Below are 24,373 nucleotides of genomic sequence, written 5' to 3' on the forward strand. Positions count from 1 at the left end.
GAATCTTTCCTCCGATACCCCCTAGCTGACTCTGGAAAAGTGCGGAAATGTAGTTCCTACGCAGAAAGAACGCCGGAACAACCTACCGGGATCATGAAGACGATCCTGGCCCGGCACCCGGCAATCCAGCAAGGAGAAGGCAATGACCGAGCAAAATTCGACCGAGAACCGCATCGCTGCAATCAAAGAGGATTGGGCAAGCAACCCGCGATGGACCGGCACCACTCGTGATTACTCGGCAGCAGACGTCGTGAAGCTCCAGGGCTCCGTGCAGGAAGAGCACACGCTGGCCAAGCGCGGTTCGCAGAAGCTTTGGAAGCAGCTCACCGAGGAAGCCCCGTCCGGCGGATACACCAACGCCCTGGGCGCCCTGACCGGCAACCAGGCAGTGCAGCAGGTCAAGGCCGGCCTTCGAGCCATCTACCTTTCCGGTTGGCAGGTCGCGGCCGATGCAAACCTTTCGGGCCAGACCTACCCGGACCAGTCGCTCTACCCGGCCAACTCGGTTCCGCAGGTCGTGCGCCGCATCAACAACGCACTGCTTCGCGCCGACCAGATCGAGCACGCCGAGGGCATCAAGTCCGTCGAGGACTGGCTCGTCCCGATCGTGGCCGACGCAGAGGCAGGCTTCGGCGGTCCGCTGAACGCCTACGAGCTGATGAAGTCGATGATTTCCTCCGGTGCCTCGGGCGTCCACTGGGAAGACCAGCTCGCTTCGGAGAAGAAGTGCGGCCACCTCGGCGGCAAGGTCCTCATCCCGACCCAGCAGCACGTTCGCACCCTGAACGCCGCCCGCCTGGCAGCCGATGTCGCCGGAACCCCTTCGGTCGTCATCGCCCGCACTGACGCCGAGGCAGCAACCCTGATCACCTCGGACGTCGATGACCGCGACAAGCCGTTCATCACCGGCGAGCGCACCGCGGAGGGCTTCTACAAGGTCACCAACGGCATCGAACCCTGCATCGCCCGTGCCAAGGCCTACGCTCCGTACTCCGACCTCATCTGGATGGAGACCGGCACCCCGGACCTGGAGCTGGCCCGCAAGTTTGCCGAGGCAGTCAAGGCCGACTTCCCGGACCAGATGCTCTCCTACAACTGCTCCCCTTCCTTCAACTGGAAGAAGCACCTGGACGATGCAACCATCGCCAAGTTCCAGCGCGAACTTGGCGCCATGGGCTTCACCTTCCAGTTCATCACCCTCGCCGGCTTCCACGCCCTGAACCACTCGATGTTCAACCTGGCCCACGGCTACGCCCGTGACGGCATGAGCGCCTACGTCGAGCTCCAGGAAGCGGAATTCGCCTCCGAGGCACGCGGTTACACGGCCACCAAGCACCAGCGCGAGGTCGGCACCGGCTACTTCGACGACATCGCCACCGTACTGAACCCGAACGCCTCGACCCTGGCCCTCGCCGGGTCCACCGAAGCCGGACAGTTCCACTAAGCACCCCCGGGCGGTTTCCCGCCCACGGCACCGGCGGGGTCGACCCCACACGGTCGGCCCCGCCGGGCACCCGCCTCGGAGCACCAGCATCCAGGCACACCACCACCCACAAACTTTTGATTCAAGAAGGAGTCACAGCCATGAACGATCCAATCACCCTGAACGGTATTACTTTGGTCGCTGCCCCAGTCCGCCGGCAGGAAGAGATCCTCACGCCCCAAGCGCTGGACTTCTTGGCCCAGCTCCACAAGGCATTCGACGGTCGCCGTGCAGAACTCATGCAGACCCGCCAGCTGAACCGCGCCCGGATCGCCAACGGCTCGGACCCGAAGTTCCGCCCCGAGACCAAGTCGATCCGCGACGACGAGTCGTGGAAGGTCGCACCCATCGCACCCGGCCTGGAGGACCGCCGCGTGGAAATCACCGGCCCCACCGACCGCAAGATGGCCATCAACGCCCTGAACTCCGGCGCCAAGGTCTGGCTGGCGGACCTCGAGGATTCCTCGACCCCCACCTGGTCCAACGTCATCAACGGGCAGCTGAACCTGCGCGCGGTGCTGGACCGCACCATCGATTTCACCTCCCCCGAGGGCAAGGAATACAAGCTGGCCGGCGAGAAGCTCACCGACCTGCCGACCATCGTGGTCCGCCCCCGCGGCTGGCACCTGCCGGAGAAGAACCTCCTGGTTGCAGGCAAGCCCGTTTCCGGTGCGTTGGTCGACTTCGGACTGCACTTCTTCCACAACGCGCAGCGCCTGATCTCCCAGGGCCGGGGCCCGTACTTCTACCTGCCGAAGATCGAGAACCACCTGGAGGCACGCCTCTGGAACGACGTCTTCGTGCTGGCACAGGACCTGGTGGGCATCCCGCAGGGCACCATCCGCGCCACGGTGCTCATCGAGACCATCACGGCAGCCTTTGAAATGGAGGAGATCCTCTACGAGCTGCGCGAGCACGCCTCCGGGCTGAACGCCGGCCGCTGGGACTACATCTTCTCCATCATCAAGAACTTCCGTTCCCGCGGCCCGCGCTTCGTGCTCCCGGACCGCGGCATGGTGACCATGACGGCGCCGTTCATGCGCTCCTACACCGAGCAGCTGGTGCGTGCCTGTCACCGCCGCGGTGCCATGGCCATCGGCGGCATGGCTGCCTTCATCCCCAACCGCAAGGACCAGGCCATCAACTCCGTGGCCTTCGAGAAGGTCCGTGCAGACAAGACCCGCGAGGCCAACGACGGCTTCGACGGTTCCTGGGTTGCCCACCCGGACCTGGTCCCGGTGGCCCGAGAGGTCTTCGACGCGGTCCTGGGCCAGAACCCCAACCAGCGTGAGCGGACCCGCGAGGACGTCACCCCGGATGACAAGGAGCTGCTGAACATCGCGGGCACCGAAGGCAAGATCACCGAGGGCGGCATCCGCAACAACATCGAGGTGGGCATCCGCTACATGGAGGCCTGGCTGCGCGGCAACGGCGCCGTTGCCATCCACAACCTCATGGAGGACGCTGCAACCGCGGAGATCTCGCGTTCGCAGATCTGGCAGTGGATCCAGCAGGCAGCCATCACCGACACCGGTGAATTGGTTTCCCGTGCCTGGGTCGAGGCCATGACCGAGGAGGAATTCGAAAAGCTCTCCCGCTTCGAGGGCGACCGTTTCGAGGATGCCCGTGAGATCTTCGAGGCTTGTGCCCTGCGTGAGGACTTCCCGACCTTCCTCACCGTCCAGGCGTACAACCGCTTCCTGCGCGAGGCCAAGTCCTTGGAAACGGCCGCCGCGTAAACAGTCTTCGGTGGCGGGGTCAGGGGGCAAGCGCAACGACGCGACCACCCCTTGGATCCCGCCACCAAGAAACAACTTCATAGACTTCGATCGTCCCCACCGGCAGAGCTGCCATCGGCGGGGACGATCGTTTTTTATTCGTACAATCCGCCTTTTGAGATTCATTGGCATACTTATTTTCCGAACTGACTACGGGTGCTGGGATGATGTGCATTGGGGGATCCCAAGATCGGCCAATACACTCACTCACAAAGCAATTCAGGAGATCCAATTGGACGATCACGAAGCAGATAATTCAGTCGATGGGCCCACCCTGACTCGCGTTTGCCAAAATTGCAGTGTCCAGTCCACATCTGCTGGAAATTTCTGTCCCAATTGCGGGAAGCCTTTCGAAAAGAAGAATCCGAGATCGCAAAAAATGATGGGGCTCATAATCGCAGCGGTCGCGGTCGCACTTTTGGTTGTAGGCATCATCTATGTATTTCAACAGGCGGCTGCCAAACAGGTGGCCGAAGACGCGTTGGCTTCACAAGTAGCCGCCTCGTCATCCGCAGCAGCCAGTTCATCCGCGGCTTTTGCGGCCGCCCAAGCAGCGGCAGCTGCGGAGGCTTCCGCCGCTGCCGCGTCAGAAGACACAGAACGTGCAATCCGCCAGGTCTATGTGGCGGAACTTGAATCCAGTATCGAGAAAGACTCCAAGGCCCGTGTCAAGAAGGGCAGTCTGACTGGTCCCATCAAACGCGTCAGCTGCACGCCCACTGGCGGCGGGTCTCTTGACGACCTCACCAGCCTCACGACAACGTTCGAGTGCATTGCTGTCAATGAAACGAACAAGGACAAGACCGAAAGCGGATATGTCTTTACCGCCACCATGAACTGGGATGACGCATCCTATTCGTGGCATTTGGGCCGATAGCCCCAAATACCCTGGAAAATCCGGAAACCGCCATCGCCTCGACACCAAAAGCGGTTTACGTCTCTCGGGGCTGTCGCCAATGACACCACCTTGGGCACCTATAAATGCCGAAGATGGCCCAAATCAAGGTCAATAATGGGACATGGCTCCTCCTCGGGGCCGAATGCGGAAAAACCCAAGAAGGAGCCCGGTGAGCCAGCCACACATTCCCCCCACGAAACTTTTCACCCGGGATTTCCTGCTCGCCGGTGTCGCAAACCTCTTCATTTCCATGGTCTTCTACCTATTGATGACCTCCATGGCGCTCTACGCGGTGGACAGGTTCCAGGCCTCCGACAGCGCCGCAGGGTTGGCCTCGAGCGTATTTGTCATCGGCTCGGTCATCGCCCGGCTCTTCGCCGGAAAATTGCTCCGGACCATGGGGCGGAAGCGGCTCGCCATACTCTCCCTGGGCCTCTTTGCCCTTGCCTCCGTTTTCTATATCTTCAGCAGCACGCTGTTTCTCTTGCTGATCGTGCGTCTAGTCCACGGCATGGCGTTCGGCATGGGCAACACCGCCATCGCCACAGCCGTCCAGTCGATCATTCCGCCAGCGAGACGCAGCGAGGGCACAGGCTACTTCGGCCTTTCCACCACCCTTTCCACCGCTGTCGGCCCTTTCCTGGCGGTCCTGCTTTCAGGCAATGGCAACTACACGGCCGTCTTCGTGTTTTGTACCGCTTTCTCGACCGCGGCCCTGCTCTTCACGTTGCTCGTCCGCATGCCCGAACCGCCGCGGCCGGCCCAAAAACCCCAAGCACACGCCCGGCGCGGCAGCTTTATCCGGTCCATCATCAGCCCCGCGGCACTGCCCATTTCCCTGGTGATCCTGATCTGCGGCGTCGCCTACTCGGGCATCATTTCCTTCCTGGCACCGTTCCTGATTTCCAAGTCCATGGCAGAGGCCGCCAGTTGGTTCTTCATTGTCTATGCCGTAACCGTGCTGATCTCCCGGCTATTTGCCGGGCGCATCCAAGACCGGCGGGGCGACAACGCCATCATGTATCCCCTGCTACTGGTGTTTGCGCTTGGCATGGCGGCACTCGCGTTCGACCCGAGCATCCTGACGGTGGCTTCCGCTGCCGCCCTCACGGGTTTCGGCTTCGGCGCATTGATGCCCTGCGCGCAGGCCATTGCCGTTTCCGCGGTGCCACCCGCGGAACTTGGCGTGGCCACTTCGACATTCTTCCTGATGCTTGATGTCGGAATCGGCTTCGGGCCGGTGGCCCTCGGAGTGCTGATCCCCCATTTGGGGTACACCGGCATGTTCGGGATGCTCACCGTGCTTTCGGTCCTGGGCATCGCCCTGTACTTCCAGGTGCATGGACGCCACGCCCGCGGGATGCGGGGAGCCTAGGCTCGGTGCCCGAAGCCCATGCCCGGGCTGTCCCGCACGAAGGCCACCGCAGTCCAGGCCACTAGCGCCAGCGCTGCGCCCCAGAGGATCTGCAGGCCTACGTGCAGGTACAGGAAGGCGCCGGCAAAGGATCCGAGCGTGATCATGGCCCAGAGGGCGCCGTACGGAAGCCACGCCCACCTGGGACCGCCGATCAGTGACGCGGCAAGATGCTGCCCCATCTTCACCAGGGCACCGGTCATGTACGTCAACCCCACGCTCACTTCGCCGCGGCGCGTATAGGTCGCGTTGATTGCCCCCATGGACATGGCCATCAAGATGGCGGTCAAGACCCCACCAGCCGACCCCAGGGTGGTGAATGCCGAAGCCAACAAGAAGGCCGAGGACACCGAGAGCACGGCCCCGCGCCTGTGGACCGAGGGAACCTGGCTGGCCAGGGTCGCCGCGGCCACGCCCAGCACGAAGCCGAGCACCAGCCCGATGGCCAGCGCCCACTCCAAAAAGTTGCCTTCTGCCAGTCCCGCACTTGAACGGGTCGAGTTCCCGCTCATGAACGAGACAAAGTATCCGCCAAAGTGAATGAACGCCACACCATCGACGAATCCGGCAATTGCGGTTAGTCCACTGGCATACGCGATCCCCCGCCAACCCAACGACCGCGCCACGTGTTTTCTCCTCATTCTCACGCCGGCACAAAGCAACGCTCGGCCCCGGGTTCCTCAAGATCATTTTCCGGCTGCCAGGAATAACGGCATCCAGCTCTCCACCAGTCTATTGACCCGTCCAAAACGCACATGGCGGTTTCACGCGGACGAGGCCCCGAGCGCCACGAGGCGACCCATCAGGCCGCTGTGCGCACCGGGGTGATTCCCGCCACGGGATCATGCCCGATTCGGGCCATCGACCTACCATTGAATGTCCCTCTTCCTACCAAAGGTTTGTTTTCGTGCCCCAATTTGCCCAGGCGCTTGCCCGCGGACTCAATGTCCGCCACGTCCGGTTCATGGCCCTCGGTTCGGCCATCGGAACCGGGCTGTTCTACGGTTCCGCATCCGCCATCCAGGCCGCCGGACCGGCGGTCCTGCTGGCCTACATGATCGGCGGCGCGGCCGTCTTCATGGTGATGCGTGCGCTGGGCGAGATGGCGGTGCGCCACCCCGTCTCCGGTTCGTTCGGCCAGTACGCCTCCAAGTACCTTGGCCCGTTTGCCGGATTCATCACGGGCTGGACGTTTGCCTTCGAGATGGCCATCGTGGCCATTGCCGACGTCACTGCCTTCGGCATCTACATGGGCTTCTGGTTCCCGGATGTCCCACGCTGGATCTGGATCCTGGCCGTGGTCTTCTTCATTGCCGCGTTGAACATGATGAGGGTCAAGGTCTTCGGCGAGACGGAGTTCTGGCTTTCGCTGATCAAGGTCTCTGCCATCATCGCCATGATTGCCGGCGGCGTGCTGATCGTACTCTTCGGCTTCGGCCTGCCCGCCGAGGCAGACCCGGGCATCGGCACGCTGCTGGCCGCCGGGGGGTTCTTCCCCAACGGGTTCTGGGGCCTGTTGGCCTCATTCTCGATCGTGATGTTTGCCTTTGGCGGCATCGAGACCATCGGCATCACAGCAGGCGAGGCCGAGAACCCCAAGTCGGTGGTCCCCAAGGCGATCAACACCGTGCCGGTGCGTATCCTGCTGTTCTACGTTTGCACCCTGGGCATCCTGATGATGATCTACCCGTGGAACCAGATCGGTTCCGAGGGCAGCCCGTTCGTGCAGATCTTCGACAACCTTGGCATCCCCGCGGCCGCACACATCCTCAACGCCGTAGTCATCACCGCCGCGATCTCCGCGATCAACTCCGACATCTTCGGCGCAGGACGGATGATGTTCGGGCTTGCCCAACAGGGCCACGCCCCGGCTTCCTTCGCCAAGATCTCCCGCAACGGGGTGCCGTGGATGACGGTCCTGACCATGGGCATCGTGCTTCTGGCCGGCGTGGTGCTCAACGCGGTGCTGCCCGAGTCGCTGTTCCTGATCATTGCCTCGATCGCCACGTTCGCCACGGTCTTCGTGTGGGTCATGATCCTGCTCTCGCACATCTCCATGAAGCGAACCATTGCGCGGGAGAATCTCCCGGCGTCCGAGTTCCCTTCGCCTTGGTGGCCTGCGGCATCCTATGCGGCTCTTGCCTTCATGGGCTTTGTGATCGTGTTGCTGGGCGTGATCCCCGCAACCCGGGTTGCCATGGTGGTCGGCCTGGTGTGGATCGTGCTCTTGTTTGTTGCCTACAAGGTCTGGGTCCGCGGCAAGGGCCACGAGCGCGCCGAGCTGGTCGACGAGACCGGGCGCGACTATGTTCCCGCCGAATCGCGCTAACGGGTCCGCCCAACCCCAACTCTCTCATCGACAGGGAGCCGAGCCGTGTGCACAGCGGCTCGGCTTTCCGCGTACCCCTGCCGCATAAGATCACGTCGATACCGCCGTCGGCCGGGAATACGCGCCCTGCGATGACAGTTGCCAAAGGCATGACTGAAACCCGCTTGAGCGTTGACATTTTTTCCGACATTGCCTGCCCGTGGTGCTTCATTGGCAAGCGCCGCTTCGAAACCGCCCTGGCGGCCCTCCCCTTTGGCGAGAAGGTCGACGTGAAATGGCATGCGTTCCAGCTGGACCCCTCGTTGCCCGACCACTTTGAGGGAAGCGAACTGGACTACCTCACCCAGGCCAAGGGCATGCCCGCCGAGCAGGTGGCCGGAATGCTCGAGCACGTCACCACCCAGGCCGCCGGCGAGGGCCTGAAGTACGATTTCGATGCGCTGCACGTCGCCAACTCGTTCACCGCGCTGCGCTTGCTGGCGCTGGCCAAGGAACGCGGCCTCGGCAACGAAATGAAGGAAGCCCTGCTCTCTGCGCACTTCGAGCAAGGTGTGGATACCGGCAGCAATGAAGCGCTACAGGGCATTGCCGACTCCGTTGGCCTCGACCCGGCGGAAACCGCGGAGGTGCTCGCAAGCGACAAGTATTCCGATGCGGTGCGGGCCGACGGCGTACGTGCCCGCGAGCTGGGCGTCAGCGGCGTGCCCTTCTTCGTCCTGGACAACAAATACGGCATCTCCGGTGCCCAGCCCTCGGAGGTCTTTGAGCAGGCACTGAGCCAGGTCTGGAAGGAAATCGGCGGCGAGAACCTGCAGATGCTCGGCACCACGGGGCAAGACGGCGCGGTTTGCGGGCCCGAGGGCTGCAACTAAGGGCTAATTGTCCTTGCTCTCCGTCGACGGTTCAGGCTTGGCCGGGGCCGTCGACGTTTTTGCGTCGGCCTTCGGTTTCGGCGGCGTGCAACCGAGCTTGCCGGCCTTCTTGTTGACGGATTTCTCCTTGACCAGGTCCTTGTACTTGGTGCCGATGACCACGTCCACGGTTTTCCCGGGACGCTTCGCGTCGTAGACATAGGTCAGGCCCTTGATGTGCCGCTGCACCGTCATGGCCTGGGCATAACCATCGGGCCCGGACCTCACCGCACCGACGACCTGGACGTTGGACAGCTGGGCGTTCCCCACCTCCCCCACAGTGAATCCGCGCTTCTTCAACTTGGTCGCGGTTGCCCCTGCCAGGCCGTAGATCTGGGTTGCATTCAGCACGTTGACCTTCATCTTGGCAGGGTCGACGTAGCTGAATTGCTTGGTGGGGCATACCTCGTTCACTGATGCGGGAGCCTCGGCTGCCGGTTTGGGTTCGAGCGCATCGATGACCAGGGTGCGCGTATTGACCATGTAGCCCAGGACCAGAGCGGCGGCAAGCAGCAGGACCACAAGCACCAGGATGACGCCGTGGCGGATGTGTCGGCGGCGCTTGATCCGGCTATCGGTGGTGAACTGGGGGCTCCCCAGCTCGTCCTCGGAGATGATGTGGTGGCCGTGCCAATCATTCGGATCCGTTTTGCGTGCCAATCTGTTGCCTAGTCTTCCAGCACGAGCACGCGGGCGTGCAATATCGAACGCTGGTGCAGGGCCGTGCGGACTGCCCGGTGCAACCCGTCTTCCAGATAGCGGGTACCTTTCCATTGCACGACGTGCGGGAACAGGTCGCCGAAGAACGTGGAATCCTCGGCGAGCAGCGCGGCAAGGTCCAGGGTGCTCTTGGTGGTCACCAGCTCATCCAAGCGAACCTGCATGGGCGCGACGGAGGCCCAGTCCTTGGGGGTCACGTAGCCGTGTTCCGGGTATGGGCGCGAATCGCCGACAGATTTGAAGATCACTTGACCAGCTTAGGAAACTTCTGACGCCTATTGGGGCGATTGGCAGATTTTTGTGCGAGTCGTGCTTCGACTACGCGACTTCGGGGTCCGCGTCAAGGGCCGCGACTCATGGATTCACAGTACGGAACGTGAAGTAACTTCCGCTGTCACAAACCGGTCTCCCGGGTGCATTCTTGAACCATGAGTACAGTTCTCACCACCGTTCCGGTCCTAGACATGTCTACCGCACGTCGCGCCGATGGCACTTTTGATGAAGACTTCATTACGGCATTGCGCGATGCAGCCCACCGCGTGGGCTTCTTCCAGATCACCGGCTTTGGCGCCGGCCCGGGAACGACGCAGAACTTGCTCCAGACCCTGGCCGACTTCTTCGCCCTGCCCGTTGAGCAGAAGCTGAAGCTGGACAATCGCACCTCGGCACAGTTCCGCGGTTACACCCGGCTCGGGGCCGAAATCACCCGAGGGCGTGCCGACTCGCGCGAACAAATTGACTACGGACCCGAACGCGAGGTCCTTTCCGATGTCCCGGCCGACGCCCCGTACCTGAACCTGCAGGGGCCGAACCAGTGGCCGGAGAATTTCCCGCAACTGGAATCGTCCGCCATGGACTGGGCACAGCTGATGAACAAGGTGGGTGCCGAACTGCTCTCGGCCCTGGCCGTGGGCCTGGGGTTGCCGGAGGAGTACTTCGAAGAGCCGTTCGCCCAGAGCCCCGCGTGGATGGGCAAGCTGGTGCACTACGTCAGTGGCGACATCGTTCCCGAGGCGGGCACCCAGGGCGTCGGTGCGCACGCCGACTATGGATTCATCACCCTGCTGCTGCAGGATGCGGTCGGAGGCCTGGAGGTAAAGCCCTATGGCCAGGACGAATGGATCTCCGTGGAGCCCATCGAAGGAGCCCTCGTGGTCAATATCGGAGAAATGCTCGAGGTCGCCACCAACGGCTACCTGATGGCCACGATTCACCGTGTCATCGCCCCGCCGGCCGGTGTGGACCGCTACTCGGTCCCCTTCTTCTACTCGCCGCGCCTGGATTCGGTCATCAGCACCGTGCCGCTCCCGGAGAAGCTTGCCGCCGATGCCCGCGGAGTCTCGGACGATCCGCACAACCCCATGTTGGCTTCCTATGGCGCCAACGTTCTCAAGGGCTGGCTCCGCGCCCACCCGCAAACTGCCAAGGCGCATTACCCCAACCTGGTGAAGTAGCGGGTCCGCCGACGGGGCGGGGTGAAGGTAGTCCGAAACGGTCCTATTTCACCCCTCCCCGTCGTCATATCGGTGCTGATCAGGCAATCAGTCACTAAGCTATGTCCATGAGCGCCGCACGAACGGGCCGCCAGCGCCAAGGAGGCATTTGGCTGTCGTCGATATTCCCCCGGATCATCACCAAGGGCGTGCCGTTTTCCCAGCTACCCGTGCGCCGCAAGGTCGGGTGGTCGCAGGCCCCCATGCTCATTGCCGTGGTCACCGCTTGCTTCTTGGCGCTCATCACTTCCCCGAAGGAGATCTTCGGGGACGGGCACTTTGTTGCGGGTGTGCTGCTGACGCTGCTGAACAGCGTCTTGGCCTGGACCATCCCGTGGAAGTCCATCGGTCCGGAACCGACCTATCTGGCCATTCCGGCGCTGGGACTGGTCTCGGCAGCCTTGATGGCAACTGGCGCCTACCCGTGGCTCAACGGGGTGTCCCTGCTGATTGCCTTCCCGATCTTCTGGTTTGCTTGGTCGGGATTTGTCCCGCGTTTGACGCTTTTGCTCTCGTTCCTGGTTCCGCTGACGACGACCTTGCTGCAATTGTGGCACTCGGGCACCCCCTTCTCCCTGGACACCATGGCCAAGCCGTTGTTGATCCCGCTGACTATTCTTGCCCTGGCCACCACCACCGTCATTGTCGAGCACAACTCCGCGCTGGCGGAACGGCAATTGCGCGCCACCCTGGCCACGAGTCGGCGCCAGACCCGACTGCTCAATGCTGTACTCAATGCCGCCAACGTCGGCGTTGTCGTAGTTGACCGCGACGGCCACGACCTGTTCATGAACGATGTCCAGCGCTTCCAGCATCGGCACGCCACCCCGCCTGGCAATCCCGACCCCGACGAGTCGCAGCTTTTGGTGCGCGCCGTGTCCAGCGCCTACGAGCCCGTACCGGAACTCTTGGACCCCAAGGACCGTCCCGTCATTCGTTCCATCCGCCAGGAGGAATTCACCGACGAGCTCTTTGCGCTTGGCCCGCTAAACGACGCCATGTACCTCTCGACCTCGGCCCGTTCCTTCTTTAACGAAGACGGAGAGTACGACGGCGCGGTGACCATGTTCAAGAACATCACCCCGCTCATCGAGGCTTCAAAGACGCGGGACCGCTTCCTCGCCAACGTGAGTCACGAATTGCGAACCCCGTTGACCTCCATCCTCGGCTACCTGGAATTGCTCGAGGACGATCCAAGGCTTAGCGACGACCAGCGGCAATCCGTTGATGTGCTGTCCCGAAATTCCGAGCGTATGCTGCACATGGTCAACGACCTGCTTACCGCGGCAGCTGGCCAGCACCAGGTCAATATTGCGACCATTGACCTCGGTGCGGTGATCCATGGACAAATCGAGTCCATGCGCCCGCGTGCCGCGACGGAAGGCCTCGAACTGGTCGAGGGGAATCTTTGCCATGAGCCCGTGCTGGGCGATGCGCTGCGATTGGGCCAGGTGGTGGACAACCTCGTCTCCAACGCCATCAAATATTCCGGGGCAGGAGGAACGGTCACCGTTGACATGAACTGCAACAGCAAGGAAATTTCGCTGCGGGTTGCCGACACCGGACGTGGCATGGCCGCCGAGGACTTGAAGAAACTCTTCACCCGGTTCTTCCGCACCGACGAGGCACGGCGCTCTGGGCTTCCGGGGGTGGGACTCGGGCTGGCGATCAGCAACGAGCTCGTCATGGCCCATGGCGGGCGGATCTCGGCAGAGAGCGAGCTGGGGAAAGGTACAACGATGACAGTCGTGCTGCCTCGCAAGGATGCGGACGGCAATTCGGCATCCTCGACCCGCAGGATTGGACTCCCGACGATACATCCGGAATCGCGGCACTGATCCGGTGCATTAACGCCAAAGTGTGGGTTCCCGACGCGCCGGAAACCCACACTTTGTCTGGTTCGTCATGTCCACTCACGCCCCCATGAAGCGAGTGAAGAACCCTGTCCTGGTAGCCGGGGACTCGATAACTTCCCCGTTGTCGGTGGAAACTGGTGGACCAAACCACCGCCTACCAAGGACTATTCCTTGTCGACATCAAGTTTCCACTCAATCGGCGACAATTTTGACGCACAGTATGCTCAAGATTCGGGGCATACCTTGAGGTTGTCTTGAGCATATTTGGGGTCGGATCGTGAGCTTCACCCGTCATGATAGGGAACATGGAGTTGCAGCCAATTTCCCCGGACGCCGTCGTGTGCGCGCAGACCCTGGGAAAACTATGCGCCGAGCTCGGCCCGGAGTCGGTCAACGAGTTCATCTCCCAGTTCAGGTCGCTGTGGCCTACGCGAATCGGTCGACTGAATAAGGCGATCGCGGACAATGACCGCGCCGCCGGCGAGGATTCGGCGCTTTCCCTGAAATCGGCGGCGACCATGGTCGGCGCGCACGATCTGGCCACGCTGGCAGTCCAGCTACAGGCGGCCTTCCGTACGGACAACCAGGCTCTGCAGGGCTCTCTCGTGGGCCGCATCGAGGGAGCCGGCAATGCCATCTTGGCCGAGTTGACCAAGCCAGGCTTCCCCGAGCATGCCTTGGATACGTACCGCCAGTCCGCCTAGCGCCCGATCACGGCTCGGTACCCAACACCGCGCACTGTTTCGATCCAGCGTGGCTCGTGGACGGAATCACCCAGTTTGCGACGCAGGTTTCCCACATGCACTTCCACCGACCGCTCATCCGCCGCCGAAACGAAAGTCCCGGCGTCGGAGTCCTCGTTGCGAAGTCGCCTGACCAGATCGGCCTTGGTGCGAATGTGGCCCTTGGCACCCAAGAGCAAATCTAGAAGAGTGAACTCCGTCGGGGTGACACTTAAGTTTTCACCGTCAACCTGGACCGAATACGTCGAAACGTTCATCACCAGCCCATTGAGGGTGCGCACAACTTCCGAGTCGGCCTCGGGGCCCTCACCGTCGCCAGACGGCATTTCGATCGGTCCCGTATCTTGAGGCGTCGCCTGGTGTGCGGTGCGGCGGCGCATGATCGCATCGACCCTGGCGCGAAGCTCACGGGGACGAAATGGTTTGGTGACATATTCGTCGGCACCGGATTCAAGCCCCAGGACGGTGTCAATCTCATCGGCCCTGGCGGTCAACATGAGGATGTGGGCATCCGAGATCATGCGAATGCGGCGTGCGGTTTCAAATCCGTCGATGTCGGGCAACCCGATATCCAAGGTCACCAGATCGGGCTCGTGGAAACCAACCATTTCCACGCCGGAAACTCCGGAGTCAGTGGAGTGCACGTCAAACCCGGATTGCTGCAGGACGACCTCGAGCAAACCCCGTATGTCTGCATCATCTTCCACGACCACTGCGGTACGGGCTCTAGTCACGACGGCTACCTCTCCAGCTGGGTCCAATCGGCGAATCCAGTGGTTCGCCAAGGGCATGTTCGTTAGTCTAACGATTTTCCGACTGAAAGGTGGCTTAAACGAAATCGGCCTTGACCAGATTTCTCAAGTCAAGACCGATTCCGTATCCGCGGAGGATGGGGGATTTGAACCCCCGAGGGCGTGAACCCAACACGCGTTCCAGGCGTGCGCCATAGGCCGCTAGGCGAATCCTCCAGCTTGCTCCAAAGAGCAGGTTCCAGCATAGCGGACATTTGCGACGGCAACTAATCGAGTCATGGTCGACCGCGCCATGCGACCGTTCCAGCGCCTGGCGCACCTTCCCCCACAGGCCTTGGCCGTGGGTGCCCATGAGTCACAGGCAGCCAAGGCCACCGCCCTGACATGACGCATCGGGGCTGTACTGGATTATGGGAAAGTTCGCGGCTCACCACGGCAATACGGGGCCCGAGGGCGGTGGCGTGCCACCGCCCGGGTCACGCTATTACACCGGATTGGACGGTGCCTGGACGGCATGCGTGGAAGGTTTCCTGGAGCGGAACCCCCTCATGACGGCCGTTACGAAGCTCACATCCGCCCAGTACCCTCGAAGCCCTGCCCAGGGCCTCGAACAGCTCCGTGAGATCAGCAGGATCCGGGCCATGCTCGACGGACTGGAGTCCACGCTTCTGGCAGATACCAGCGAGATGGTGCAGCGCGGAATGCCCACTCCTCTATCGGAGGAAAATCCCACGCTTTTTGACTACAAGCGCGAGATCGAAGAGCACGGTTTCCCTCTTTCCCGGGCGGACCAGGATCTGAATCGTTCCTCGTTCGTTGCCGAGGCCGCCATGGTCACCCGCACATCCGAACGCTCCACCTTCAACCGCCTGGCCACGGCGGAGGGCCTACGGTACGTGCACGAACATTCCCTTTTCGCCCTTTACACCGGCAGCATCACCTCACGCACTGCTGCCGCGCTCGTTAAGCAGACGCGCGGCATCCCGAGGGCAACTGCCCAACAAATTGAAGCCGGCCTACTGCCGACGGCGATCACTGCCTCCGACGCCTCAATGTCCCTGCGCATCAAGCGGGCACGAGAACGACTGCATCCGCAACCGGCCGCGGATCGCCGCACCAGGGCCGAAATGGGACGCTCGCTGATGTGGTGGCCAGAAGATGACGGAATGGCGGTTCTGCAGGCCTACCTGCCGGCAGAGGACGTGTTGTCCATTTTCAACACCGTAACCACCCACGCCAACCTGCTGCTTTCAAGCGAACAGGAGCGGCCACTGGGCCAGCTGAGGGCCGATGTGTTCCGGGATTCGTTGCTCGATGGCTGGCCCGGACAAGCCAAGAGGAAGCCCTCGCTCTTTGTGGGTCTGACGATTCCCGCGCTGGAGTTGCTGACCAACCCAGAACGAGGCATCGCCAATTTGGAGGGATACGGCCCGATTCCCTTGGGCGTCGCGTTGCGCCTTGCGGCCAACGCGCCATCCCTCAAACCCATCCTCACCGACCCCTGGACAGGTTCGATCCTGGATTTGGGCCGCAAGCGCTACAAGCCCTCGAAGGCGTTGCGGGATTTCCTGCGGGTCCGCGACGAGCATTGCCGCTTTCCCGGCTGCCGTAGGGCGCCGGAGACTTCGGAATTCGACCACATCGACGATTGGGCGACCGGCGGAACAACCTCGGTGCAGAACGCTCAGCTGTTGTGCAAGCGGCACCAGATCTACAAGCATGTGCTGGGCTGGCAGGCGGTCCATCTGGGCAACGGATCGCTGCAATGGCGCACTCCCCACGGAGTGACACACCTGGAACTGCCCGACGGCCTGCTCTTCCCGCGCGCACTGGGCCCCGAACCTCCACCTGTCCAACTGATGCTGCCCGGAACCACGATCGACGCGCAGAGCAAGCGGTTGTTGGGCTGGGATGAGACCGAGGACATCCCGGGGTTTCCAGACAACTCCCCGGAGCCGTGATCTGATCCGGCGGGCGACCCGGGGAGCGCGGATTTCGGGCCAAGGCCCTCCCTCGGGTAGACTACTTGTCGGCCCCTCATGTGGTGTCATCCTGTTGAACTCCCCCAGGACCGGAAGGTAGCAAGGGTAGATGGGCTCTGGCAGGTGCATGAGGGGTCTTTACTATTTGCCCGGGGATCGTTGACCCATTCACCTCGAATCCGGGAGTCGAAAGGGAGTTGTCGATGGGTGCCGGACGCTTCGCCCCCAGTCCCTCGGGGGATCTGCATCTGGGCAATCTGCGCACGGCGATCCTGGCATGGCTCTTTGCCCGGTCCACCGAACGAAAGTTCCTCATGCGCGTGGAAGACCTTGACCGCGCACGCGCCGGAGCCGAAGCCCGGCAACTTTCCGACCTTGCGGCCATGGGTCTCTCATGGGACGGAGAGGTCGTGAGGCAAAGCGAGCGATCCGATCTGTATGCAGCCGCACTTGACGGCCTTCGGGACCGTGGCTTGCTCTATGAATGTTTCTGCACCCGGCGCGACATCGCCGATGCCCCCAGCGCACCGCATGCCGCTCCGGGAACCTATCCGGGAACCTGCCGCGATCTCACCGAGGCCGAACGTGCCGCGAAGCGCGAGCTGCGCCCGGCGGCACTGCGGCTGCGCACCGAGGTGGATTCCTTCACCGTCACCGACGAACTCCACGGCGCCTACACCGGGGTCGTGGATGACTTTGTGGTGCTGCGCAACGACGGGGTTCCCGCCTACAACCTGGCGGTGGTGGTCGACGACGGAATCCAGGGCATCGACCAGGTGGTCCGCGGCGACGACCTGCTCTCTTCGGCTCCGCGGCAGGCGTATCTGGCAAAACTGCTCGGTTACGGGATTCCCGCTTATGCCCATGTGCCCTTGGCCCTGAATTCGGAAGGCAAGCGCCTTGCCAAACGGGACGGTGCGGTCACGCTGGCCCAATTGGCGGCCGAGGGAATCGACGCCGATGCGGCCCGCGCGGTGATCCTGGCCTCGTTGGGTCTCCCGACGTCGTCGATCTACGCGGCCCTGGCGGCCTTTAGGCCGGCCTCGCTGCCCACCGACCCGTGGGTCTTCACAAGAAGTCCGGATGCACGCGGCACCGGAAAACCGATAGGGTGGCCCTCGTGAGTACAGCTCTTTACCGTCGCTACCGTCCAGACAATTTTGCGGACGTGATCGGGCAGGAACATGTCACCACACCGCTGATGACGGCCCTGGAAAAAAACCGGGTCAACCATGCCTATCTCTTCTCGGGTCCGCGCGGCTGTGGCAAGACCACGTCCGCCCGCATCCTTGCCCGCTGCCTGAATTGTGCCCAGGGCCCGACGCCAACCCCGTGCGGCACCTGCCCCAGCTGCATCGAGCTGGCCAGCGGCGGCCCGGGTTCCCTTGATGTGATCGAGATCGACGCTGCGTCCCACGGCGGCGTCGACGACGCCCGCGACCTGCGCGAACGCGCGACTTTCGCCCCGGTGCGCGATCGCTACAAGATCTTCATCATCGACGAGGCCCACATGGTCACCTCGGCCGGTTTCAATGCCCTGCTGAAGATCGTCGAAGAACCGCCGGAGCACATCAAGTTCATCTTCGCGACGACCGAGCCGGACAAGGTCATCGGCACGATCCGCTCGCGCACCCACCACTACCCCTTCCGGCTGGTTCCGCCCGAGCCGCTGATCAAGTACCTCGAGTACCTTTGCACCGCCGAAGGCGTCACGGTGGCCCCAGGTGTGCTGTCCTTGGTCATCCGCGCCGGCGGCGGTTCCGTGCGTGATTCGCTGTCCGTGCTGGACCAGCTGATCGCCGGAGCCGGACCGGACGGGCTGGACTACGAGCTGGCGGTTTCGCTGCTGGGCTACACCCACGCTTCGCTGCTTGACGACGTGGTCGATGCCCTGGGCGCCGGCGACGCCGCGACGGTGTTTGGCGCCGTCGACCGCGTGGTGCAGACCGGACACGACCCGCGGAGATTCGTCGAGGACCTGCTCGAGCGTTTCCGCGACCTGATCATCGTGCGCGCGGTGCCCGAAAACGCCTCCCAGATCATTCGCGGCCTGCCCGAGGACCAGCTCCAGCGCATGCACGCCCAGGCAGCGGGACTTGGCCAAGCCGAACTCAGCCGCTGGGCCGATGTCACCAATGCCGGGCTGACCGAGATGACGGGAGCGACGTCGCCGCGCCTGCACCTCGAGCTGCTCTGCGCCCGCTTGCTGCTTCCAGCATCCGACGCCACCGAGCGCGGTTTCAATGCGCGTATGGACCGGGTCGAGCGCCGTTTGGCGTACGCCGGCGACGATCTTCCCCCGGCGCCGTCCGGCGATGGAGCCTATGCGCACGCCGACGGTTCGGCAGGGTCTTCCGGAGCCTCCGGCTACGAGGCCGAGAACTCCGGCGCCGGTGCTGCAGCGGTCCGCGAGGCACTGCGTGCCGCCCGCGCCCAGAAGGAAGGCGGGGCACCCGATGCGCCGTCGGCTTCCGAAGCCGTTCCTGCCCCTCCAGCGCTGCAGGAACCGACGGTCCAACCGGCTTCCGAGCCTGCACTGGAATCGGCCCACCAGCCGGCACCGGCCGAACCCGGAACTGCAACCACTTCCGCACCGGCGGCTCCAACACCGTCGGTTCCCACCGAGGAAGCTCCCCCGGTGGAGGATTCCACCGGGCACTCCCCCGATTGGGGCGGCACGTGGGGACCCGTTCCCGACGCCCCCGCCAACCCGGTGACCGAGCCGGTGTCGCCCGCCCAGGGCACCCCGGTTCAACCTCCGGCAAACGTCCCGCCGTTCAGCATCCTGCCCGACCGCGCCCCCGAGACCGAGGGTGAAGGCCAGTCCGGCGCCCCGGCAGCGGAGCCCGCGCCGATCCAACAGAATCAGGCCATGGCCGACTTCGCGAAGAAGGTCAAGGAAGAGCAGGCAGCCAAGGATCGTGCCGCCGCCGAGCAGGCAGCGGCCCAACGCGCTGCCCAGGAAAAGGCGGCAGCCGAACAACGCGCCGCCCAGGAACGAGCGGCACAGGAACGGGCAGCGGCCGAGCAACGCGCCGCGCAGCAACAGCAACAGCAACAGCAACAGCAACAGCAACAGCAACAGCAACAGCAACAGCATGCGCCATCCCAGGCTCACCAGGCCCAGCGATCCGAAGCGCCGCAACAGAACCAGGCCCCACAGCAACCGCAGCAGCAACGGCCGCCGCAGTCGCCTGCACCCCAGCGGCAGCCAGCCCCCCAGCAACAACGTCACGCTCCACAGCAAGGCCAGGCCCCGCAACAAGGCCAGGCCCCGGCGGGAACCTCCGGCGGCACGGGATCGGTTGAGATGTTCCGCCGGGCATGGCCCGACATCCTGGAAGAACTCAAGAGCAACAAGAAGTTCGTCTGGATGATGGTGGCGCCCAACGCCTCAGTGACCGGCTTTGACGGCCGCACGTTGACCGTCAGCTTTGCGCACACCGGCGCGCTGACCGCGTTCACCGCGCGGCAGGAAAACGTCGCGATCCTGGGACAGAGCGTCAACAAGGTGCTCGGCGTGAACGTTGAGTTGGCCATCGCAGCGGGAGGGTCCGCACCGGCGGGTGGTTCTGGCCCAAAAGTTGATCGCCGGCCCGAGCCGGCGGTGACCAAAGGTCCAGCTGATTCCGCACCACAGCAGCACACCGCCCCGGCACCCTCCAGTGCGCCCGCTCCCGGCCAACCCGGACGCGGCACCGCCCCTATTCCGACGACCGTGCAGGATTCAGCGCCCACTGTCTCCCAGCCCGCTGCTCCCCGGCCGGCTGTCGAGCCTGTCCAGCCAGTCGAGCCTGTCCGGTCTGCCCAGCCGCAGGCGGCACCCGCGGCGCCCCGGCCGGTTGTCCAGCAGGAAGCCCCACGGCAGGCCGTCGAGCCCGTGCGCCCGGCTTCTGCTACCGAGCAACCCGTCCAGGTCGCGGCGCCGTCCCCGTCTGCGTCGTTGTCCGACGAGGATCCGGGCTTCGGACCGGAACCCACCTGGGACTCGGAACCATGGGACGATGGCGGCGGAGACTGGGATGCCTCCTCCGTTCCGGTGCCCGATTGGGAAGCGGACCTCGGCTCCGCCTCGGCGGAACCTGCCCTCGACACCGGCACTGCTGCACCCTTACACGGTGCCGGCGAAAGCTCGCGGCCGGCCGCGCCTGCCCCCGTCCCCGCCCCTGCCGCGCCCAAGGGCTACGTGGCTCCGGCGCCGTCGTTGGGTGATGCGGATCGTCCGGTGGCACCTCCCCCAGGCGCATCGGCAGCAACCTGGGGCATGCCGGTTGCGGTTCCCTCGGTTGCCTCCTCCGGGGAACCCGGCGCACCTGCAGCTTCCGCCCCGGTCGCCAACGGCGGAAAGCTCAGCCGCTACCAGCGGCTGATGAACCGCGCCGCGGGGATCGCCGACTCCGCCCCGGCACCCGCACACGCCCGCATCACCACGGATCCGGCCGCAGGCGCATGGGGAAACCCCGACGATGCCCCTGACTTCGCCCGCCCGAGACCCACCGCACCTGTTGAAGACACACGCCCCCCGGCACCTGTTGCACCCGTAGAATTGGATGAGTCGGAGTTCGTCCCCAGCGACGACGACATCGCCATCGAGGATTCCTCGCTGATCGGGGTCCCCGCCATCGAGCGAATCCTCAACGGCCGTGTCATTGAGGAACGGGACGCCGCCGGCAACGTGATCGAGCGACCCAACCGGCCCCGCTGATCCGTTCGGACCCCGGTCTGAAGACCGGAACCGGCACGGTGAAGCGTCGCCGCGAACGTGTAGTGTCTGCTGCACGGAACCGTAATTCCCAGGAACAGCAAGATTAGGCAGTGTGAAACCAAGTGTACGAAGGCGCAGTCCAGGAACTGATTGACGAGTTGGGTAGGCTTCCGGGCATCGGCCCCAAGTCCGCCCAGCGCATTGCCTTCCACATCCTCGAGGCGGACCCGGAGGATATGAAGCGCCTGGCCCAGTCCATCTCCGTGGTCAAGGAACGGGTGAAGTTCTGCACCCTCTGCTTCAACGTCTCCGAGTCGGAGACCTGCTCGATCTGCCGGGACGAGCGCCGCGGCGATGACATCATCTGCGTCGTCGAGGAGTCCAAGGACGTCATCGCCATCGAGCGCTCGCGCGCCTTCACCGGCAAGTACCACGTGCTGGGCGGTGCCATCAACCCGATCAACGGGATCGGACCCGAGCAACTGCACATCCGCGAGCTGATCGCCCGGCTGGGCGACGAGCGCATCACCGAGATCATCCTGGCCACCGACCCCAACCTGGAGGGCGAGGCGACGGCCACCTACCTGGTGCGCACGCTGCGCCCGCTGGGCATCAAGATCAGCCGACTGGCCTCCGGGCTGCCGGTGGGCGGGGACCTCGAGTACGCCGACGAGGTCACCCTCGCCCGCGCCATCGAAGGCCGCCGCAACACCGCGCCGGCGGCCCCCGCCGCACCCCTGGTCCGTACCCCGCTGCCGACCCAGGAACCGGTTTCCGCCTCCTGATCCGGCCGGCGGGGTGCCCCCGCCTAGCCGCGCAGGCGCTCCATCTTCGGATCGAAGAGCGGATCTGCCGCCACCGTGGCGGGAATCCGGCGGCCGAAGTACTCGATCTCCACCTGGTCCCCCTCCACCGTTGAGGCCGGGAGCCAGGCGTAGGCCAGCGGCGTGCCCACGGTGTAGCCGTAGGCAGCAGACGTGACATACCCGGCCGCGGCACCATCGAGGTACACCGGTTCCTTGCCCAGCACGATCGACGTCCCGTCGTTGACCGTCAGGCAGCGCAGCGCCCGCGCGGAGGGCTCGTTGCGCAGCACATCCACCGCGTCGGCCCCCACAAACCCCGTCTTGCCCTTGGCGATGGAGAACCCCAGGCCGGATTCGAACGGGTGGTGCTCGGGTGTCACATCGGTGCCCCAGAGCCTGTAGCCCTTCTCCAGGCGCATGGAGTTGAACGCCCCGCGCCCGGCGGCGATGATCCCGTGTTCGGCCCCTGCCTCAAAGAGCACGTCCCAGAGCCGCTGCCCGGTCTCGGCACTCGCGTAGAGTTCCCAGCCAAGCTCCCCCACGTAGGACAGGCGCATCGCGGTGACCCGGATCCCGCCGATGACCACCTCGGCACTGCGGAAGTACTTCAGTGATTCGTTGGAGAAGTCGTCATCGCTGACCTTGGCCATGACCTCGCGGGCCAGCGGCCCCCACAGCCCGATGCAGCAGGTGGCTCCGGTGATGTCCGCGACGTGGGCCCATGCCGCCGGGTCCGCGGCTGCCTGCCGCCGCGCCTCCACGGTGAAGTAGTCGAAGTCGATGTTCGAGTTCACGCCGAGCTGGAAGCGTTCCTCCCCCAGCCGCGCGATGGTCACGTCCGAGCGGATCCCGCCGTCGGCGTTCAGCAGCAGGCAGTAGGTGACGGCCCCGGGCTTCTTGGCGATGTTGCCGGTGCTCAACCGCTGCAGCAGCTCCAGGGCCCCGGGGCCGGTGATCTCCAGGCGCTTGAGCGGTGTCATGTCGTACATTGCCACGGCGGTACGGGTCGTGTAGGCCTCGGCCGCAGAGATCTCCGAGTGGAACTGGTTCGACCACGCGTCGCGCTCGGGACCCCGCCACGCCTCGGGCAGGGTATCCACCAGGTGCCGGTTCGCCTCGAACCAGTGCGGACGCTCCCAGCCCGCGGATTCCAGGTAGAAGGCGCCGAGTTCGTCCTGGCGGGCGCGGAACGGGCTCGAGCGCAGGTCGCGCGGGGAGGTGCGCGGCTCCAGCGGGTGGCGGATGTCGTAGATCTCCACGAAGTTCTGCTGGGAGGTCTCGCTGACGTATTCCTTGGTGGTTTGCAGTGCCTCGAAGCGGGTCACCTCGCCCTCGTGCAGGGAGATGGAGGACTGCCCGTCGATGAGCAGCTCGGCCACGGCCCGGGCGATACCGGCCGAGTGCGTTACCCACACGGCCTCGGCAAGGTAGAAGCCTTCCAGCTCCGGTGCGGCGCCCACCAGCGGGCCTCCGTCCGGGGTGAAGGAGAAGATCCCGTTGAAGCCGTCGTCGATCGACCTGTCGCCCAGGGCCGGCAGCAGCACCTTCGAATCCTCCCAGGAGTCCAGGAAGTCCTCCTCGGTGAAGTCCAGCCGCGACGGCATCTCGTGTTCGGACATGCGGTCGGCAGGCACCTTCGCCAAGGTGTGAAGCTCCACCGGCATCGGGCGGTGTGCGTAGGAGCCGATGCCGATCTTCTCCCCGTGCTCGCGGTAGTACAGGTCCTTGTCCTGGTGGCGCAGGATCGGAAGCTTCGCCCCGTTGGGGCCCTCGTTGCGCCCGGCAAGCTCGGGCAGCGCGTCGGTGGTGACGTATTGGTGGGCCAGCGGCAGCAGCGGCACGTCCATCCCGATCATCTTCCCGATTGCCGGACCCCAGAACCCGGCGCAGGAGACCACGATGTCGGCCTCGATGACCTCGTCCTCCCCGATCCGCACCCCGGTGACCTTGCCGCCGTCCTGCTCGATCCCGGTGACCGTCGTGTCCCCCAGGAATCGCACCCCGGCCGCGGTGGACTTCTCGATGAGCAGCTGCACCGCCCGCGCCGCTGAAGCCAACCCGTCGGAGGGAACCAGGAAGCCCCCAAGCACCACCTCCTGTTCCAGCAGCGGGTAGAGCTTCTTGCATTCGGCGGGGTCGATCAGCCGCGATTCGAGCCCCCATGAGGTGGCGAAACCGTGCCGGCGCTTGAGCTCTTCCAGGCGTTCGGGGGTGGTGGCGATTTCCAGCCCGCCGACCTGGTTGAAGCAGGAGGTGCCGTCCTTTTGCAGGGAGAGCAGCTTGGCGACGGTGTAGCTGGCGAACTCCGTCATCGATTTCGAGGCGTTGGTCTGGAAGACCAATCCCGGGGCGTGGGAGGTGGATCCGCCGGCCAGGTGCAGGGGTCCCTGCTCGATGACGGTGGTGTTTCTCCAGCCGCGGACGGCCAGCTCGTCGGCCAGGTTCGCGCCGACGATGCCGGCCCCGATGATGACGACGCGGGGTGCTTGGTTCATGGAAATGC

Annotated in this window: 18 protein-coding genes, 1 tRNA gene and 1 other RNA gene; 14 read left to right on the forward strand and 6 right to left on the reverse strand. The window is 64.1% G+C overall.

What is annotated here, in order from left to right; all coding sequences use genetic code 11:
• Positions 1–142 precede the first annotated feature (142 nt).
• From aceA to ACIPUB_RS03900, 4 genes are all read left to right on the forward strand, one after another.
• Entirely contained in the window at positions 143–1,444 is a 1,302-nt protein-coding gene (gene aceA, locus ACIPUB_RS03885) for an isocitrate lyase (protein WP_407606164.1), read from the forward strand.
• Positions 1,445–1,584: 140 nt separating this feature from the next.
• Positions 1,585–3,222, forward strand: coding sequence for a malate synthase A (aceB, locus tag ACIPUB_RS03890; protein WP_407606165.1), 1,638 nt, complete (start codon positions 1,585–1,587; stop codon positions 3,220–3,222).
• 271 nt (positions 3,223–3,493) lie between these two features.
• Positions 3,494–4,138, forward strand: a complete 645-nt coding sequence (locus ACIPUB_RS03895) for a hypothetical protein (RefSeq protein ID WP_407606166.1) — start codon at positions 3,494–3,496, stop codon at positions 4,136–4,138.
• Positions 4,139–4,328: 190 nt separating this feature from the next.
• Complete coding sequence (locus ACIPUB_RS03900) at positions 4,329–5,534, forward strand: MFS transporter (RefSeq protein WP_407606167.1); 1,206 nt, start codon at positions 4,329–4,331, stop codon at positions 5,532–5,534.
• On the opposite strand, the gene ACIPUB_RS03905 is transcribed toward ACIPUB_RS03900, so the two are convergent.
• Positions 5,531–6,199 carry a YoaK family protein gene (locus ACIPUB_RS03905; protein WP_407606168.1) on the reverse strand — a complete coding sequence of 223 codons (669 nt, stop codon included), beginning with the start codon at positions 6,197–6,199 and terminating at the stop codon, positions 5,531–5,533. The genes ACIPUB_RS03900 and ACIPUB_RS03905 overlap by 4 nt on opposite strands.
• Positions 6,200–6,537: 338 nt before the next feature.
• On the opposite strand from ACIPUB_RS03905, the gene ACIPUB_RS03910 reads away from it, so the two are divergent.
• The gene (locus tag ACIPUB_RS03910; RefSeq protein WP_407606221.1) at positions 6,538–7,902 is read left to right on the forward strand and encodes an amino acid permease; all 1,365 of its coding nucleotides are present in this window, start codon (positions 6,538–6,540) and stop codon (positions 7,900–7,902) included.
• A 149-nt stretch (positions 7,903–8,051) separates the two neighbouring features.
• Positions 8,052–8,774 (forward strand): DsbA family protein, encoded by a 723-nt coding sequence (locus ACIPUB_RS03915; protein WP_407606169.1) that lies wholly within the window; start codon positions 8,052–8,054, stop codon positions 8,772–8,774.
• Between the two features lie 3 nt (positions 8,775–8,777).
• On the opposite strand, the gene ACIPUB_RS03920 is transcribed toward ACIPUB_RS03915, so the two are convergent.
• Complete coding sequence (locus ACIPUB_RS03920) at positions 8,778–9,473, reverse strand: LytR C-terminal domain-containing protein (RefSeq protein WP_407606170.1); 696 nt, start codon at positions 9,471–9,473, stop codon at positions 8,778–8,780.
• An 8-nt stretch (positions 9,474–9,481) separates the two neighbouring features.
• Positions 9,482–9,781: a type II toxin-antitoxin system VapB family antitoxin gene (locus ACIPUB_RS03925; protein WP_217388812.1), complete on the reverse strand. Its 300-nt coding sequence runs from the start codon at positions 9,779–9,781 to the stop codon at positions 9,482–9,484.
• Between the two features lie 180 nt (positions 9,782–9,961).
• Here ACIPUB_RS03925 and ACIPUB_RS03930 point away from each other — a divergent pair, with 180 nt between their 5' ends.
• From ACIPUB_RS03930 to ACIPUB_RS03940, 3 genes are all read left to right on the forward strand, one after another.
• The gene (locus ACIPUB_RS03930; protein WP_407606171.1) at positions 9,962–10,987 is read left to right on the forward strand and encodes an isopenicillin N synthase family dioxygenase; all 1,026 of its coding nucleotides are present in this window, start codon (positions 9,962–9,964) and stop codon (positions 10,985–10,987) included.
• Between the two features lie 107 nt (positions 10,988–11,094).
• The gene (locus ACIPUB_RS03935; protein ID WP_407606172.1) at positions 11,095–12,864 is read left to right on the forward strand and encodes a sensor histidine kinase; all 1,770 of its coding nucleotides are present in this window, start codon (positions 11,095–11,097) and stop codon (positions 12,862–12,864) included.
• Between the two features lie 323 nt (positions 12,865–13,187).
• Positions 13,188–13,586 (forward strand): Hpt domain-containing protein, encoded by a 399-nt coding sequence (locus tag ACIPUB_RS03940; RefSeq protein ID WP_407606173.1) that lies wholly within the window; start codon positions 13,188–13,190, stop codon positions 13,584–13,586.
• Here ACIPUB_RS03940 and ACIPUB_RS03945 read toward each other — a convergent pair.
• On the reverse strand, positions 13,583–14,359 hold the full coding sequence (locus ACIPUB_RS03945) for a response regulator transcription factor (protein WP_407606174.1): 777 nt from the start codon (positions 14,357–14,359) through the stop codon (positions 13,583–13,585). The genes ACIPUB_RS03940 and ACIPUB_RS03945 overlap by 4 nt on opposite strands.
• A gap of 149 nt (positions 14,360–14,508) precedes the next feature.
• Positions 14,509–14,593: transfer RNA gene (locus ACIPUB_RS03950), tRNA-Ser, on the reverse strand.
• Positions 14,594–14,925: 332 nt separating this feature from the next.
• On the opposite strand from ACIPUB_RS03950, the gene ACIPUB_RS03955 reads away from it, so the two are divergent.
• From ACIPUB_RS03955 to recR, 5 genes are all read left to right on the forward strand, one after another.
• Positions 14,926–16,338 carry a DUF222 domain-containing protein gene (locus ACIPUB_RS03955; protein ID WP_407606175.1) on the forward strand — a complete coding sequence of 471 codons (1,413 nt, stop codon included), beginning with the start codon at positions 14,926–14,928 and terminating at the stop codon, positions 16,336–16,338.
• Positions 16,339–16,405: 67 nt separating this feature from the next.
• An RNA gene (gene ffs, locus ACIPUB_RS03960) (signal recognition particle sRNA small type) lies at positions 16,406–16,502 on the forward strand.
• 60 nt (positions 16,503–16,562) lie between these two features.
• Positions 16,563–17,483, forward strand: a complete 921-nt coding sequence (gluQRS, locus tag ACIPUB_RS03965; RefSeq protein ID WP_407606176.1) for a tRNA glutamyl-Q(34) synthetase GluQRS — start codon at positions 16,563–16,565, stop codon at positions 17,481–17,483.
• Complete coding sequence (locus ACIPUB_RS03970) at positions 17,480–21,064, forward strand: DNA polymerase III subunit gamma and tau (RefSeq protein WP_407606177.1); 3,585 nt, start codon at positions 17,480–17,482, stop codon at positions 21,062–21,064. The genes gluQRS and ACIPUB_RS03970 overlap by 4 nt, the downstream gene beginning before the upstream one ends.
• Before the next feature lie 122 nt (positions 21,065–21,186).
• The gene (recR, locus tag ACIPUB_RS03975) at positions 21,187–21,849 is read left to right on the forward strand and encodes a recombination mediator RecR (protein WP_407606178.1); all 663 of its coding nucleotides are present in this window, start codon (positions 21,187–21,189) and stop codon (positions 21,847–21,849) included.
• Positions 21,850–21,872: 23 nt separating this feature from the next.
• Here the strand turns inward: recR and ACIPUB_RS03980 are convergent, their stop codons facing one another.
• Positions 21,873–24,365 (reverse strand): FAD-dependent oxidoreductase, encoded by a 2,493-nt coding sequence (locus ACIPUB_RS03980; protein WP_407606179.1) that lies wholly within the window; start codon positions 24,363–24,365, stop codon positions 21,873–21,875.
• Positions 24,366–24,373 lie beyond the last annotated feature (8 nt).

Origin of the sequence: Paeniglutamicibacter sp. ORCA_105, assembly GCF_045798545.1 — a bacterium.
GTDB lineage: Bacteria > Actinomycetota > Actinomycetes > Actinomycetales > Micrococcaceae > Paeniglutamicibacter > Paeniglutamicibacter sulfureus.